General features: G+C 72.1%; 17 protein-coding genes. 5 read left to right on the top strand and 12 right to left on the bottom strand.

Annotated features, from left to right (window positions below; translation table 11 throughout):
- Positions 1–71: 71 nt before the first annotated feature.
- Both HWV07_RS13180 and HWV07_RS13175 read left to right on the top strand, forming a co-directional pair.
- The gene (locus HWV07_RS13180; protein ID WP_178334747.1) at positions 72–1,055 is read left to right on the top strand and encodes an LLM class flavin-dependent oxidoreductase; all 984 of its coding nucleotides are present in this window, start codon (positions 72–74) and stop codon (positions 1,053–1,055) included.
- A 92-nt stretch (positions 1,056–1,147) separates the two neighbouring features.
- Positions 1,148–2,563: an LVIVD repeat-containing protein gene (locus HWV07_RS13175; protein ID WP_178334746.1), complete on the top strand. Its 1,416-nt coding sequence runs from the start codon at positions 1,148–1,150 to the stop codon at positions 2,561–2,563.
- Here the strand turns inward: HWV07_RS13175 and HWV07_RS13170 are convergent.
- Together HWV07_RS13170 and HWV07_RS13165 are read right to left on the bottom strand one after the other, a co-directional pair.
- Complete coding sequence (locus HWV07_RS13170) at positions 2,543–3,913, bottom strand: ribonuclease FAU-1 family protein (RefSeq protein WP_178334745.1); 1,371 nt, start codon at positions 3,911–3,913, stop codon at positions 2,543–2,545. The two genes, HWV07_RS13175 and HWV07_RS13170, sit on opposite strands and share 21 nt — an antisense overlap.
- Positions 3,910–4,284, bottom strand: coding sequence for a DUF7532 family protein (locus HWV07_RS13165; protein WP_178334744.1), 375 nt, complete (start codon positions 4,282–4,284; stop codon positions 3,910–3,912). Before HWV07_RS13165 ends, HWV07_RS13170 begins: the two co-directional genes overlap by 4 nt.
- A gap of 130 nt (positions 4,285–4,414) precedes the next feature.
- Here HWV07_RS13165 and HWV07_RS13160 point away from each other — a divergent pair, with 130 nt between their 5' ends.
- The gene (locus HWV07_RS13160) at positions 4,415–5,458 is read left to right on the top strand and encodes a PrsW family intramembrane metalloprotease (RefSeq protein ID WP_178334743.1); all 1,044 of its coding nucleotides are present in this window, start codon (positions 4,415–4,417) and stop codon (positions 5,456–5,458) included.
- Positions 5,459–5,527: 69 nt separating this feature from the next.
- Here the strand turns inward: HWV07_RS13160 and HWV07_RS13155 are convergent, their stop codons facing one another.
- Positions 5,528–6,958 carry a hypothetical protein gene (locus tag HWV07_RS13155; RefSeq protein ID WP_178334742.1) on the bottom strand — a complete coding sequence of 477 codons (1,431 nt, stop codon included), beginning with the start codon at positions 6,956–6,958 and terminating at the stop codon, positions 5,528–5,530.
- Positions 6,955–7,692: an ABC transporter ATP-binding protein gene (locus tag HWV07_RS13150; protein WP_178334741.1), complete on the bottom strand. Its 738-nt coding sequence runs from the start codon at positions 7,690–7,692 to the stop codon at positions 6,955–6,957. The genes HWV07_RS13155 and HWV07_RS13150 overlap by 4 nt, the downstream gene beginning before the upstream one ends.
- 80 nt (positions 7,693–7,772) lie before the next feature.
- Here HWV07_RS13150 and HWV07_RS13145 point away from each other — a divergent pair, with 80 nt between their 5' ends.
- The gene (locus HWV07_RS13145) at positions 7,773–8,690 is read left to right on the top strand and encodes an oxidoreductase (protein WP_178334740.1); all 918 of its coding nucleotides are present in this window, start codon (positions 7,773–7,775) and stop codon (positions 8,688–8,690) included.
- Here HWV07_RS13145 and HWV07_RS13140 read toward each other — a convergent pair.
- From HWV07_RS13140 to HWV07_RS13115, 6 genes are all read right to left on the bottom strand, one after another.
- Positions 8,687–8,833 (bottom strand): DUF7331 family protein, encoded by a 147-nt coding sequence (locus tag HWV07_RS13140; RefSeq protein WP_178334739.1) that lies wholly within the window; start codon positions 8,831–8,833, stop codon positions 8,687–8,689. The genes HWV07_RS13145 and HWV07_RS13140 overlap by 4 nt on opposite strands.
- Positions 8,834–8,903: 70 nt before the next feature.
- On the bottom strand, positions 8,904–9,536 hold the full coding sequence (locus HWV07_RS13135) for a DsbA family oxidoreductase (protein WP_178334738.1): 633 nt from the start codon (positions 9,534–9,536) through the stop codon (positions 8,904–8,906).
- An 84-nt stretch (positions 9,537–9,620) separates the two neighbouring features.
- Positions 9,621–10,088: a DoxX family protein gene (locus HWV07_RS13130; protein WP_178334737.1), complete on the bottom strand. Its 468-nt coding sequence runs from the start codon at positions 10,086–10,088 to the stop codon at positions 9,621–9,623.
- 94 nt (positions 10,089–10,182) lie between these two features.
- Complete coding sequence (gene corA, locus HWV07_RS13125) at positions 10,183–11,163, bottom strand: magnesium/cobalt transporter CorA (RefSeq protein ID WP_178334736.1); 981 nt, start codon at positions 11,161–11,163, stop codon at positions 10,183–10,185.
- On the bottom strand, positions 11,160–11,330 hold the full coding sequence (locus tag HWV07_RS13120; protein ID WP_178334735.1) for a hypothetical protein: 171 nt from the start codon (positions 11,328–11,330) through the stop codon (positions 11,160–11,162). The genes corA and HWV07_RS13120 overlap by 4 nt, the downstream gene beginning before the upstream one ends.
- 39 nt (positions 11,331–11,369) lie before the next feature.
- On the bottom strand, positions 11,370–12,194 hold the full coding sequence (locus HWV07_RS13115; RefSeq protein WP_178334734.1) for a CehA/McbA family metallohydrolase: 825 nt from the start codon (positions 12,192–12,194) through the stop codon (positions 11,370–11,372).
- Between the two features lie 99 nt (positions 12,195–12,293).
- Between HWV07_RS13115 and HWV07_RS13110 the strand changes: the two genes are divergently transcribed.
- On the top strand, positions 12,294–13,493 hold the full coding sequence (locus tag HWV07_RS13110) for a potassium channel family protein (protein WP_178334733.1): 1,200 nt from the start codon (positions 12,294–12,296) through the stop codon (positions 13,491–13,493).
- Positions 13,494–13,526: 33 nt separating this feature from the next.
- On the opposite strand, the gene HWV07_RS13105 is transcribed toward HWV07_RS13110, so the two are convergent.
- Entirely contained in the window at positions 13,527–14,042 is a 516-nt protein-coding gene (locus HWV07_RS13105; protein WP_178336067.1) for a magnesium transporter, read from the bottom strand.
- A gap of 47 nt (positions 14,043–14,089) precedes the next feature.
- Positions 14,090–14,665: a magnesium transporter gene (locus HWV07_RS13100; RefSeq protein WP_178334732.1), complete on the bottom strand. Its 576-nt coding sequence runs from the start codon at positions 14,663–14,665 to the stop codon at positions 14,090–14,092.
- Positions 14,666–14,731: the final 66 nt, after the last annotated feature.

Below are 14,731 nucleotides of genomic sequence, written 5' to 3'. Positions count from 1 at the left end.
CTTCACTGTTCGGTCACCGGAACGCCCTCGGCGGGCGGGGAGTTTTGAGACCGGCGTACGTTAACACACCTATGCCGACAGATCTGCTGTTGCCGCAGGTGACGTCGATGGACGCGACCGAACTCGCCGTCCGCGCCGAGGACCTCGAGTACGACGGCGTCTGGCTCGGCGAGCTCTGGGGGCAGAGCTCCGTCGTCCGGCTGACGGACATCGCCGCCCGGACCGACGAGATCGACCTCGGGACGGCGATCCTCAACGTGTTCTCCCGGACGCCGGCGGTACTGGCGATGACCGCCGCCACGTTGCAGGACGTCTCCGACGGGCGGTTCCGCATCGGTGTCGGGACGTCCACGGAGAAGGCCGTCGAGGACCTCCACGGCATGGAGTGGGCGGACCCGAACCCGGTCCGGCGCGCCCACGAGACCGTCGAACTCCTGAAGGCCTACCTCGGCGACGAGGGACGCGTCGAGTACGACGGCGAGGTCTTCGAGGTGCGGGACTTCCCGTCGCTCGGCGCCGACGTGCCGGTGTACCACGCCGCCCTCGGGGAGGCCAACCGCCGCGTCGTCGCCCGACTGTGCGACGGCTGGATCCCGCACAACGTCCCGTTCCCGGACCTCCCGGACGCCTACGCGTACATCGAGGAGCAGATGGCCGAGGCCGGCCGCGACGCCGACGTCGACGTCGCTCCTTACGTGCCCGCGGCCGTCGCCGACGACCCCGAGGAAGCGAAGGACGTCGTCCGCGGCCACGTCGCCTACTACGTCGGCAACGGCCGCGGCTACGAGCGGGCGGTCGCCGGGCGGTTCCCGGACGGCGCGGAGGCGGTCGCCGAGGCCTGGCGTGACGGCGACCGGTCGGCCGCCGCTGAGCGCGTCACCGACGAGATGGTGGCGGCCCTCGGCGTCGCCGGGACCCCCGAGGAGGCCCGCGAACAGTTCCGCGAGGTCGCGGCCATCGACTGCGTCAGCCGCCCGATGGTGACCATCCCCAGCAACGCGGACGACGAGACCGCCCGCCGGACCATCGAGGAACTGTCGCCCTCGCGGACCTGAGCGGCGTCGTCACAGTCGCCGGCTCGGGGAGCCGCGACGCCGACGACTGCCGGACCGAAACCCATAGGCGGCACACCGGCGTAGCGGGCGCAATGCGACGACGCGACGCGCTGCGGGCGACCGCCGGGGGGCTGGTCGGCGGCTCGCTGGCGGCCGCGCGGGCGGCGGCCCACGGCCACCCGACGCCGGAGTCCACCGACGACGGGGGCGGGGGCGGCGACGACACGAACGTCGCCACCGGCGGCTTCGAACCGCTCGGCCGACTGCCCGTCGCGGGCGCGAAGGAACTGGTCGTCGACGGCACCACCGCCTACGTCGCGGCGACCGACGGCTTCGCGACGGTCGACGTCTCGGACCCGGCCGACCCGACGCTCCTGGCGGAGCGTCGCGACCTGCTGGCCGACCATCCCGACGGGCCGCTCCGGAACATCTACGACGGCAAGTTCGGCGGCGGGCTCTACGCCCTCGGCGCGCCAGGCAACCCCACGGCGGGCGCGCTGAACGCCGCGGTCGTCTACGACGTCTCCGACCCCGCCGACCCCGAGCGCGTCCTGACCCACGAGACGGCGTTCTACCACCACAACCTCGACACCGACGGCGAGACGCTCTACCTCTGCGGCAACGACCGCGACCGGAACCCGCTGGTCTGCGTCGACGTCGACTCCGGCGAGGAACTGGGCCGCTGGTCGGTCCTCGACGAGGACGAACGCTGGGCGGACGTCGACCCCGGACTCTGGGAGATCCACGACGTCTGGGTCGAGGGCGGCGTCGCCCACGTCGCCAACTGGAACGCCGGAACGTGGCTCGTCGACGTCGCCGACCCCTCGGACCCCTCGACGATCGTCGGGCTCCGGGGCCTCGACCCGGGCGAGCAGGCGTCGGTCCAGAGCGACGAAGCGATTCGACGCGGCCGGTTCGGACTGCCGGGGAACGACCACTTCGCGATGCCGCAGCGCGGCGCCGACGGCGACCTGGTCGCCCTCAACGAGGAGGCATGGGGATTCGAGGCGGACGCACCGACGAGCGACCTCGGGAGCGTCGAGATCTGGGACGCCGCCAGCGAGGAGCGGCTGGCGAACATCGAGGCGCCGCCGACCGAGGACGCGACCTACGCCGGCGTCTGGACGACGCCGCACAACTTCGAGTTCTTCGAGGACTCGCTGTACACCGCCTGGTACCGCGGCGGCGTGAAGATCCACGACGCCAGCGACCCCTCGAATCCCCGGGAGCTGGCCCACTGGCGGGACTCCGCGACGACCGAGTTCTGGACCGTCCAGCGCGCCGAGAGCTGCCTGGTCGCCAGCAGCTGGCGGGACCCCTCGGCCGACGACCCCGAGGCGTCGGCGGCGGTCTACACCTTCCCGGACCGCGACGGCCTGTCCGAACGCGGCGCCGGCACGGAGACGGCGGGCGACGGCAACGGACTGGGCCTACTCGCCGGCGCGGTCGGCCTCGGGGCGGCCGCGAGCGCCGCCGTCCGTCGCCGCCTAGAGCGCGCTCTCGATTGACGACGCGACCTCGCGGGCCCGCTCGGCGAGCGGCTCGCTCATCCGGCCGGCGTCGACCGCCGCGTCGAGTTCGTCGTCGTCGACGCGGCGCACCTCGCCGTCCGGTCCCTTCACCACGTCGACGTGGAGGTCGACGTACCGCACCGAGTCCGGGAATATCTCGACGGGCGTGCAGACGTTGACGTAGGTGCCGCGGCGCTGTCCGTCGCTCCCCTCGTAGACGGTCGCGTACCACCACCGGCCCTCGACGAACGTCGTCCGCGCGACGTCGCCGGCCCGCCGGTCGACGCCCAGGGCGTCGTAGGTGCCGCCGCCGGTCATCTCCCGCTCGACGACGATCGACCCCTCCGGGTCCCGCTCGGTCACCTCGCCGCGGCCGAGCGTGACGCGGCGACCGTCCGGCTTGCCGTGCTCGATGGCGACGTCGTCGCCACGCTGCGGGCCGAACTGCCGCGTGACCACGTCGAAGGGGAACTCGCCCGACGGCTCACAGAGCGCCTCCGCGAAGTCGACCGCCGCGCTGGCGGCGTCGGTCGCTGCCTTCGTCCGGTGGTGGCCGGGCATCGTCGTCTCGACGGCCCGCCGGTGCTCGTCGAGTTCGAAGCGGCACTCCCGGCCGAACCAGATCCAGGCGCCCGACTGGGGCTCGGCCACCCGCCCGGGGGCGTCGTCCGCGTCGAAGTCCGCGACGGCCGCCATCACGTCCTCGGCGCGCTCCGCCGCCCGCTCCAGCGCCGCGGCCATCGCGTCCAGCGAGGCGTCGTCGGCCGCCCGGGACCACCGCGGCGCCCACCCCTCCGGCGGGTCGACCGGCAGGAGGTCCGCCATCCGCGCCGTCTCGTTCGTCGACCCGCCGCCCCCGCGCCGGAGCTCCACGAGGCCGCCCGGGACGCGCAGGTCCGTCGCCAACGACGGCCGGTCGCCGCTCCACGGCGGTTCCGGACCGGCGACCTGCAGCCGGTAGGTGTCGCCCTCGTTCACGTAGCCGTCGACGCGGTTGTACGGGAGGAATCCCTCCGCCTCGCCTAGATCCACGACCGCACCGGACCCCAGCGTCTCGCTCACGACGCCCTGGAAGACGGCGCCGCGCGGCGCGGGGTCGTCCCAGTCGAAGGCGTCGCGGCCGACGCCCCGGAGCCGCTCGCGGAGGGCGGCGACGGCGCCCTCCTCGCCCGAGACGCCGACCCCCTGGCGGTCGTCGGTGGTGTCGACGGTCGCGTCGGCGACGTCGGCCGGGAACTCGGCGTCGAACCGCTCGCGGATCGGCGGCGACGCCTGGACGACGTCGTGGTCGCCGCGGAGCAGTTCGGTCAGCGCGGTCGTGTAGATGCCGCGGACCCGGACGTTCATAGCGCGTCGCGGTCGGCGGCGAAGCGGACGCGGTCGTGGACGGTCTCGCCGAGGGACAGCTCCACGACGTCCTCCGAGAGGACCCGCCCGCCCTCGACGTAGGCGCCCCACCCGTCGAACTTGACGTACCCGCGGAGGTCGTCGGCGTGGGTGTAGAGGTCGACGTACTCCAGGTCGTGCTCCGGGAACTCGTCGGCGGAGTGGGCCAGGTCCATGTCGGAGTAGACGGTCTCTCGGTCGGCGAAGAACGCCTCGAGGTCGGCGGCGGCCTCGGCGGTGGCCTCGACGACCGCCTCGCTCACCTCGCGGACGTCGTCGGTCGAGAGGCCGAACTCGCGGAGCGCCTGCTGGGTGCGCTGGTCGAAGTGCATGCCTCCGGGTTCGGCGCCGGGGACCGAAAGCGTCCCGGCTCCGGGTCGCTCGCCGGTCGACCGCTGGCTCACCGGCGACAGAGGTTCGGAGAGCCAAAGCGTTAGGGCGAACCCGGGCGAACGCCAGGGTATGCAAGACCCGGTGGAGGCCCGCGCCGACGAGGACGAGGACCTCTACGACGTCGCGTCGTGGGAGCCGCGGACCGCGCTCGACCGCCTGGCGGTGAAGACCCACCGCAGGGTCCTGAAGGCCAGCCGGTGGCTCGTCATCCTCCTCGGGGTGTTCGTCCTCGTCCTCATCCTCGCCGGGGGCGCCGGCGCCATCCTCATCGAGGACCCGTTCGTCCTCGGGCTGATCGTCCTCTCGATCGTCCCCGCGGGGCTGCTGGCGCTGTACATCTACCGCAGCGACATCACGACGAAGGAGCCGCCGCAACTGTTGGCCGCCACGTTCCTCCTCGCGATTCTGTTCGCCGGGTTCGCCGCCGTCGTCAACTCCATCTTCGGGTTCCTGCAGGCGCTCGGGCTCGTCGGCATCGTCCTCTACTACTACCTCGTCGTCGGCCCCGGCGAGGAGGCCGTCAAGCTGCTGGCCGTCCGGCTGTACGCCTACCGGGACGGCCGGTTCGACTCGGTCATCGACGGCGCCGTCTACGGCGCCGTCGCGGGGCTCGGCTTCGCCACCATCGAGAACGTCCTCTACATCACGCAGGGGCTGCAGACGCCGTCGTCGCTGCTCGCCGCGAGCGCCGCGTCGTACGCCGCCCAGTTCTCCGAGACCGTCGAGGCAGGCGGCCAGCTGGCGGCGGTCCGCGGCCTCGCCGGCCCGGGCCACGTCATCTACTCGGCGTTCGCCGGCTACTACCTCGGGCTCGCGAAGTTCAACCGCGAGAACGCCGGCCCCATCGTCGCGAAGGGGCTGCTCATCGCCGCGTTCATCCACGCGACGTACAACACGCTCGTCGGCATCGTCCCGGCGCTCGTCGCCCTGGTCGTCCCCGGCGTCCCGCTGCTCGTGCTGTTCTTCGGGTTCGTCGTCGTCTACGACAGCCTGTTCTTCTACGTCCTCTACCGGAAGATCCGGCGCTACCGGCGCACGTACACCCGGGTCCACGCGGGCCCCGACCGGGCGGTCGACCACGACTCGGAGCTGACGGAGTTCGACTCCCGGTAGCGAGGCAGGGTGAAGAAGCGGAGGACGAGGTGGAGGACGAGCGAGGGACGGACCGAGGCCCTCGCCGGTCTACGCGCCGTCGGCGAGCACCGTCCGCTCCCAGCGCGACCCGGCGGACCGGTAGAGGGCGAATCCGAGCCCGCCGGCGAGCCAGGCGTAGGCGACGCTGCCGGCGGCGAGGCCGGTCGGCGAGAGCCGGAACGCGATGGCGGCGACGACCAGCGGGATGAGCGCGACCATCATCGCCAGCGTGAACGCGGCGAAGATGGGCGTGTCGAACAGCAGTTCGGTCGGCTCCAGGCCGGCGACGTAGGCGGTGACGCCGAAGACGTAGAGGCACAGCGGCGGGAAGACCGCGACGCCGACCAGCATCGTCCCGGTGCCGAAGACGACGCTGCCGACGGCGAGGAAGGCGAGGCCGGCCGGCAGCGCCAGCAGGCAGAAGCCCAGCAGCTTCGCCCGGAAGACCGCCCGGAGGGTCACCGGGTACCGGAGGTAGAACTCGGTGTCGTCGAACTGGCAGAGCCAGTTGTAGGTGGTGAACGACCCGAGGGCGAGCACGGCGGCGATGGTGAGGCCCGGCTCCGGACGGACCGGCACCACGTCGGGGAGGAACGCCAGCAGCACCGCGAGCACGGCGAAGACGAGCCCCTGCGAGAAGACGACCTTCCAGAGCCCCCCGGAGGACCGGACGACGTCGAGCAGCGACTTGGCGAGGAGCCCCTGCCGGTCGACGGCCCCCAGTTTCCGGTGGAGCGTCCCGAAGCGGTTCGCGGCGGTCCGGGAGGGCGTCCGGCGGTCGAACTGGAAGGCGGCGACACCGACGACGCCGAGGGCGACCGGGAGGAGGACGCTGGCGGCGACCGTCAGGGGCCGAACGCCCGAGAGCAGGCCGTAGGGCGTCAGGGAGAGCACCCGGCCCCCGTCGACGACGAGCGCGGCGACGGCGGCGAGCCCGACGGCCAGCGACGCGACCCGGGAGCGCGTGTGGACGCCGACCAGCGCGAAGCTGGCGGCGACGCCGACCGCGAACATCCCGACGCTGGTGCCGAACAGCAGCGGCAGGCGGGTGGCGGGGACGTCGGCCAGGACGACCAGCGGGACGAGCCCGACGGTCAGCGGCAGCAGGAACAGCCCCGCGTAGTAGCCGACGTCCTTCACGAGGAAGGCGACGAGCAGCTTCCGGGGGTCCAGCGGGAGCGTCCGCGCCGAGAACAGCAGCAGCGTCGTCTCGCCGAGCAGGTCCTCGAGGGCGTCGCGGCCGACGAGACCGACGGTGCCGACCTGGAGACCGAGCGCGGCGACGACGAGGTGGAGCCCGGCGATCAGCAGGTCCGTGTCGGCCTCGGCCAGCGCGAAGAAGGCGGCCGTCCCGGCGGCGACCGCGGCGACGAAGACCGGGAACAGCGCGAAGCGCGCGCCGCCGAACAGCCGGCTGTGGAGCCGCCACTCCTCGCGGGCCATCACGCGGAGCAGGTAGCGCGTCGAGATGCCCGTCATCGCGTCAGGGCCGCGGCCTCGACGTCGTCCTCGACCGACGCGAAGAACCGGTCGAGCAGCGCGTCGCCGTCCATCCCGCGAGGTCGGATCTCCTCGAGCAGGCGCCCGCGGTTGATGATGCCGACCTGGGTGCACACCTCGGCGGCCGTCTCGACGAAGTGCGTCGAGAGGAACAGCGTGTTGCCGGCCTCGCGGTAGGTCTCGAAGAACCGCTTGACCCGCTCCTGCATAATGGGGTCGAGGTTCGTCAGCGGCTCGTCGATGAAGACGACCCGGGGCTCGTGGAGGAACGCCTGCGTGATGAGGACCTTCTGGCGCTCGCCCTGCGAGAGGTCCGTACAGAGGGTGTCGAGCTTGTGGGCGAACTCCAGTCGCTCGGCCCAGCGGTCGATACGGTCCTCGAGGGTCGACTCGTCGAGTTCCCGGGTCGCCGCGGCGAACTCGAAGTACTCGCGGACGGTGAGGAACGACGGGGGGCGTCCGCTCTCCGGCAGGACGCCGACGTGGCGGCGGACCTCGACGGGCGCCTCGACGGGGTCGACCTCCGCGACCCTGACGCTGCCGGAGTCGGGGACCAGCTGTCCGGTGAAGATGTTGATCGTCGTCGACTTCCCGGCGCCGTTCGGCCCGAGGAAGCCGTAGCACTCGCCGTCGTCGACGGTGAGCGACAGCGAGTCCAGCGCCGTCACCTCGCCGTACCGCTTCGACAGTTCGCGCGTCTGGATGGCGGCCATTCGAAGCGGGTTCGACGCGGGGTGGTGTATAGCCTGCGGCGACATCGAGTATTTAGTCGGTGGCGGTGCAACCGTCACCCATGTCGAAGTGGACCGCCGACGACGTGCCGGACTGTTCGGGGGCGACGGTCGTCGTCACCGGCGCCAACAGCGGGCTCGGCCTCGAGGCGACCCGATTGTTCGCCCGCGAGGGCGCCGAGGTCGTGATGGCCTGCCGGGACCTCGACCGCGCCGAGACGGCCCGCGAGGAGGTCCGGGCGGACGTCTCCAGGGCCGACCTGGACGTCCGGAAGCTGGACCTCGCCGACCTCGACTCGGTGCGGCGCTTCGCCGACGGCGTCGCAACCGACCACGAGCGGGTCGACGTCCTCTGCAACAACGCCGGCGTGATGGCGCTGCCCCGCGGCGAGACCGCGGACGGCTTCGAGCGGCAGTTCGGCGTCAACCACCTCGGCCACTTCGCGCTGACGGGGCTGCTGTTGGAGGCGCTCCGCGCGGCGCCGGACCCGCGGGTAGTCACCCAGAGCAGCGGCCTCCACGCGAACGGCGAGTTGGGCTTCGAGGACCTCCACGGCGAGGCCGACTACGACCCCTGGGACGCCTACGCCCAGAGCAAGCTCGCGAACCTGCTGTTCGCCTACGAGCTCGACCGCCGCTACGGCGGCGAGCTGACGAGCGTCGGCTGCCACCCGGGCTACGCGGCGACGAACCTCCAGCGCCGCGGCCCCGAGCAGCGCGGCTCGCGGCTCCGGGTGGCGCTGATGTCGGTCGCCAACCGGCTGTTCGCCCAGCCGGCCGAGCGCGGCGCGCTGCCGATGGTCTACGCGGCGACGGCCGAGGGGGTCGACGGCGGCGAGTACGTCGGGCCGGGCGGGTTCCGGAACATGCGGGGGCACCCGGAGGTCCAGCGCTCCAGCGGCCGCTCCTACGACGAGGCGACGGCGCGGCGGCTCTGGGCGGTCTCCGAGGAGCTGACCGGCGTCGAGTACCCCGACTAGGTCTCCAGCGCGGCGGGCGGCGCGACGCGGACCCACGCGCTGGCGTTCTCGCGGTCGTAGACGACGAGGCCGTCGTCGCCGAGCCGGAACTGCCCGTAGCGGTCGTCCCGGGCGTCGGCCCCGTCAGTGTGCAGCAGCGACATGTTCATGCTGTGCCTTGCCGTCACGTACCCGTTCCGGACAAAAAGTCTCTCGGCCGCCTCGGGCGGTGATTCAGGTCCCGTCGACCAGTCGCCGAAGCTGCTCCGGCGGCACCGCGCCGCGGGCGGCGTGCTCGCCGGCGACGAACGTCGGGACCCCGGAGACGCCGCGCTGCTGGGCCGCGCGGAAGGCGTCCTCCAGGGCCGCCTCGCTGGACTCGTCGGCCAGCACCTCGCCGACGTACCCGTCCGGCAGGCCGGCCTCGGCGGCGAGGTCCTCGAGCACCTCTCGCTCGCCGATGTCCCGGCCGTCCTCCCACAGCGCGTCGAAGACCGATCGGTGGAACGCCTCGAAGGCCTCGGGGTGGTCGTCGCGGGCCCGCCAGGCGACCCGCTGGGCGTCGAAGGAGTCGACGTCCTTCCGGAGCTCCTGTGCCAGCTCCACGTCGTACTCGTCGGCCAGCCGCCGGACGTTCTTCCGGGCCTCCTCGTAGTAGTCCTCGTCCTTCCCGTCGTCGACGGCGTGGTCGATGGAGCCGTCCTCGTTCCGCTTGCCCGACCGGAGGTCGAAGGGGTGCCAGTCGGCCTCGACCGGGTCGTCGCGGTCCTCCCGGAAGCGGTCGAACGACGCGTACCCGAGGTAGCAGAACGGGCAGACGTAGTCGGCGTAGACCTGGACCACCGGCGTGGACTGGGGTTCGCTCATACCTCGACTGGGGACCGCAGCGTGAAAAGGGCGGGCCGGCTGTGCGAGCGGTGTCGCACACCGCGATCGGCTGTCGTCGCTACGCTACTCGTCGCGCTCGCGGCCGAGCTGGAGGAAGACCAGCGCCGCGCCGAACAGCGCGCCGTTCTTCATGAACTGGATGATCTCCTGCTGCTGTTCCGCGTCGTCCTCGGCGTTCCAGAAGTCGTGCATCAGGGGGGTGACGCCGAGGAAGAACCCGGCGACGGCGGTCGCCGACGCCCGCGGGAGCCGCCACAGCGCCAGGCCGACGCTGCCGAACAGCAACCCGGTGCTGACGCCGGGGACGGTCAGGTCGGGGGCCGGGGCGCCCTTCGCCTCGGCGTACTGGACGCGCTCCTCGAGGTTCCGGAGGTTGTCGATCGCGAGGAAGGCGAGGATGCCGCCGAACAGGGCGCGTCCGAGCTGGAACGCCGAGGCGTCGAAGACCACGTTCGAGACGTCCCGGCGCTCCGAGGGGCCGAGCGTCCGCTCCTCCGACGGCGATCCCGTCTCCCGTAACTGGTCGAGCATTACCCCCACGGAGGAGCCTCCGGCATTTACCCGCGCTGCTTGCATTTGAGGGCCGGCGACCCGACGGCGGCGCGGCGGCACGGTCGGCGCGCGCTCAGATGTACCCCTCGCGGCGGAACGCCCACACCATCACGATGCCGAGCAGCGCCATCCCGGCCATCACCGCGGGGTAGCCGAACCGCCAGGTCAGCTCCGGCATGTTGTAGGGGCTCCCGCCGAAGTTCATCCCGTAGACGCCGGCGACGAACGTCAGCGGCAGGAAGACCGTCGCGATGACCGTCAGCACCTTCATCACCTCGTTGCTGGACTGCTGGAGGGTGTTGAGGTAGATGTCGCGCGTACCCGCGACCAGGTCGCGGTATGTCTCGATGAAGTCGACGACGTGGACGAGGTGGTCGTAGACGTCCCGGAAGTACTTCTCCGTGGACTGCCGGACGTGGGCGGGGTCGCCGCGGGCGAGGACGGACAGCGACTCCCGCATCGGCCAGGCGAGCTTCCGGAACGACAGCAGGTCCCGGCGGACGTCGTTGATGGCCTGGAGGGTCTCGATGTCGGTGCTGACGAGCACCTCCTCCTCGATGGCCTCGATCTGGTCGCTGATGTGGTCGAGCAGCGAGAAGTACTCGTCGACGACGACGTCGACGATGCGGTAGGCGGTGAAGTCCGGGCCCTGCTGGAGGAGGCGCTCGTCGCCGCGAACGACGGCCGACCAGACGCGGTCGACGGGCGCGTCGTCGCCAGTCGCCATCGAGACGATCCAGTCCGAGCCGACGAAGACGCCGACGGACTCCTCGATGATCTCCTCGTCGAAGCGGGTCTCCCCGCGGGTCAGCTCGGCCGACTTCACGAGCACGAACGTGTACTTCGAGAACTCCTCGGTCTTCGGTCGCACGCCCTTGACGACGTCCTCGATGGCGAGGCGGTGGATATCGAAGGCGTCGGCGACGGCGTCGACCTCGGCGTCGGTCGCCGTCGAGGCCCGCACCCAGGTCGTCCCGTCGGCGGCCTTCGCGGCGGCGAGGTCGTCGTACTCGGCTGTCCCGTCCTCGCGGTAGACGACGGCCCGGAGGGTCACGGGTTCGCCTCCCGGGCCGTCCGCCCGACGACGACCAGCGCCAGGCCGAGCATGAACGCCGTCACGGAGAACGACCGGCCCGGGTAGGCCACGAACACCCCCGCGGCGTAGCCGACCGCGCCGGCGCAGAGCGCGGCCGCGCCGGCCGCCAGCAACAGCCGATCCATACCTCCGAGTCGCGGGCGCCGCTCAAAAGCGTTTGCCGGCTAGACGAACGGGAGCGCGCCGGCCGCGACGCGCCGGGCGCCGTAGCCGCCCTTCCGGAGGACGGTCGAGGCCCCGCCGCCCCCGTGCTTCGCGGCGACCATCGCGCCGTAGCCGCTCTTCCGGGCGGCGGTCTCGACGCCCCAGGCGGCCTTCCTGCCGGCGGCCTTCGCGTAGTGGCCCGCCGAGCGCCGGACCGAGGCGCGGTGGCCCCGGATGTCGGTGTCGCCGGCCCGGATCGCGTCGACGACGTCCGCGGCGTCGACCTCGGCGATCGGCGCGTCGACCGTGACCTCGGTGTAGGCGCGGCCGACCGTCAGCAGCGAGTGGGCGTCGCTGCCGCCGACGCCGGGGTAGCCGTAGCGGGCGGCGTACTGGCGGGCCCGCCGGTTCCGGTAGCCGGTGAACAGCCAGGCGTTGAACGTCTCGATGGCGTCGGGGTCGACCGCCTTGAGCCGGCGCTTCCGGACGCCGTGGCGCGTGCGCTGGAAGGGGTGGGGGACGACCGCGACGCCGCCCTGCGCCCGGACGGCGGCGACCGTCTCCTCCATCGGGCGGCCCGTCGGCGGCATCTCCTCGACGCCGATGCCGAGCAGGTGGCCGTCGGCGGTCGAGACCTCGACGCCGGGGATGCCGACGAGGCCGTAGTCGGGAGCCAGCTCCGCGGCCTCGACGGACGCCTCGAGGGTGTCGTGGTCGGTGATCACGACCGCGTCGAGGCCGATGTCCGCCGCGTGTTCCAGTATCAGTTCGATCGGCTCGTGCCCGTCGTAGGACGCCTCGCTGTGGACGTGCAGGTCCACCTCGAGGCGCGTCGGACCGCTCATCGTCCGTCGTTCGGCGGCTGCAGATAAAAGCGACCCGGGGGGCTCGGTCCGTGGCGGGCCCGGCAAGCCTTTTGTGAGGCGGTGCGTATGGGTCGGCGTATGGCCGGCTTCGAGGGCGAGGCACCGGAGGCGCTGGACTACGAGCCGATCAGCGTCAAGGACCTCCTCGTCGAGATGAAGGACACCTCGGAGCTGCTGATCGACCTCGCGTACTCGGCGGTGCTGCACGGCAGCGAGGACGTCGCCTGGGAGGTCCTCGCCCTCGAGGAGAAGATGGACGTCCTCCAGATGCGCGCGCGGATGAGCCTCATGATGGCCGCGCGCAACCCCGACGAGGTGGAGGCGCTGGCCCCCGTCCTGGGGCTGGCGGCGGGCGCCGACCGCATCAGCGACGCCGCCGGCGACATCGCGAAGATCGTCCTCGAGGACATCGGGCTGCCGGAGGCGATGCGGGCGGCGCTGCCGGAGGCCGTCGAGACGCTGGTCCGCGGGACGGTCGACGCCCAGTCCCCGTACGTCGACCGGACGCTGCTCGACATCAACCTCGAGAGCGAGACCGGCGTCCGCGTCCTCGCCATCCACCGCGGCGACGACTGGATCCTCAACCCCGGGCCGGAGACGGTCATCCGGGCCGACGACCGGCTCATCCTCCGCGGCCCCGAGCAGACCATCGACGCCGTCTACGAGCGGGCGACCGACGAGCCCTACGAGGCGCCCGACCCGCCCGAGCCGGAGGTCGACGACCTCGAGCGGGCCGTCGACTCGATCGTCCTGATGAAGAACCTCTCGGAGCTGGCGGTCGACCTCGCCTACGGCAGCATCCTCTTCGACAACCACGACCTCGCCGAGGAGGTCCGGAACCTCGAGGTCGAGGTCGACGCCCTCCGCTCGCGCTTCGAGGCGTGGCTGCTGCAGGCCGCGGCCGACGCCGACGACCCCGTCGCCCTCCGGGGGCTCATCCACCTCGGCGTCTCGACGGAGGTCATCAGCGACGCCGCCCTCGACATCACCGAGGGCGTCCTCCGGGGGCTGTCGGTCCACCCGGTCGTCGAACTCGCCGTCCAGGAGTCCGACGAGATCATCACGCGGGTCGTCGTCGGCGAGGGCAGCCGCCTCGACGGCGAGCAGGTCGCCGACGGCGTGCCGGAGCCGGAAATCGGCCTGAACGTCCTGGCGATCCGCCGCGGCGACGACTGGCTTTTGGCGCCGGACGCCGACGTCACGCTCCAGGCGGGCGACGTCATCATCTCGAAGGGCACGCGCACCTCCGCCGGCGAGTTCGAGGCGCTGGCGACCTGAGCCGTCTACTCGTTCCCCCTCGCGTCGGCGCGCCTACAGCACGACCGCGGCGACGCCGGAGAGGATGATGACCCCACAGATGTCGCAGACGTTCGTGACGACGGGGATGGTGGTGTCGTCGGGGTCCAGCTCCTTCCGGTAGGAGACCCACGTCGCGCCGACCGACAGCAGCACTGCCAATCCGGCCAGCAGCATCCCGCTGACCAGCGAGATGACCAGCAGGTCCGAGAACGCCATGGGGTGGGCGAAGACCTGTCCGACGAGCCACGCGGCGACGCCGAGGGCGGTGAAGACGGTCGCCGCCAGCAGCAGGATGGCCGCGACGTTCGTCAGCAGCACGCGGTTCCGGGGGTCGAACTCGAGGGTCCCGAGGTGGAGCCGCGTCGAGAGCCGCGAGGAGAGGATGGCCCCGAGGTTGCCGCCCATCCCGATCATGACGGGGACGAGCGTCAGGAGCGTCGGGTTGGCGAGGTACGTCTCCTCCAGGGACTCGAGGACGTAGCCCGACCCCATCTCGAGGACCGACAGCGCGATGAGCAGCGGGAACATCGTCGCGACGATGTGGCGCGTGCGCCAGGAGCCGAGGTCGCTGCCGCTCACAGTACCACCCCGACCACGACGACGGCGACGTAGAGGAAGCAGACGCCGAAGACGTCGCCGAGCGTGGTGACCAGCGGGCCGACGAGGTTGTCGGGGTCGAGCCCGAGTTCGTAGCTGCCGAAGACGAGTATCAGCAGCCCGAAGACGAGGACGACGGACGTCAGCACGCCCGAGACGAAGGTGATGCCGACCAGTTCGACCAGCCGGGCGGACTCCCGGCCGAGCGCCTGCAGGATGGCCCACGAGAGGGCCCCGATGAGCACCGAGATGCCGATGCCGTTGACGAAGGAGGCGACGACGGCGTTGGCGAGCCGGTCGTCCCACTCGAACTCGGGGTCGATGAGCCCCTGGTGGAGCCCAGAGGAGATGCGCGCGCCGAAGGCGCCGTAGACGTTGCCGCGGGTGGCGAGGAACGCCGGCAGGAGCAACAGGAGCCCCGGGAACTGGACGAAGGCCTCCCGCATCGGCCCGCTCCCGAGGACGGTCCCGGCGAACAGCCCGCCGAGGAGGCTCACCCCGAGGATGCCGATGGACTCCCGGTAGATGCGCCAGACCTCGCGGCGGGCGTCCATACGGTTGCAGTGAGGCGGTCGAGTCATAAAAGCCGCGGGCCGCGCCCGTCGCGGGCGGCGGTCGCA

It is taken from the genome of Natronomonas salina, from assembly GCF_013391105.1.
Taxonomy (GTDB): domain Archaea; phylum Halobacteriota; class Halobacteria; order Halobacteriales; family Haloarculaceae; genus Natronomonas; species Natronomonas salina.
This window is presented reverse-complemented; position numbering and strand designations above follow the sequence as displayed.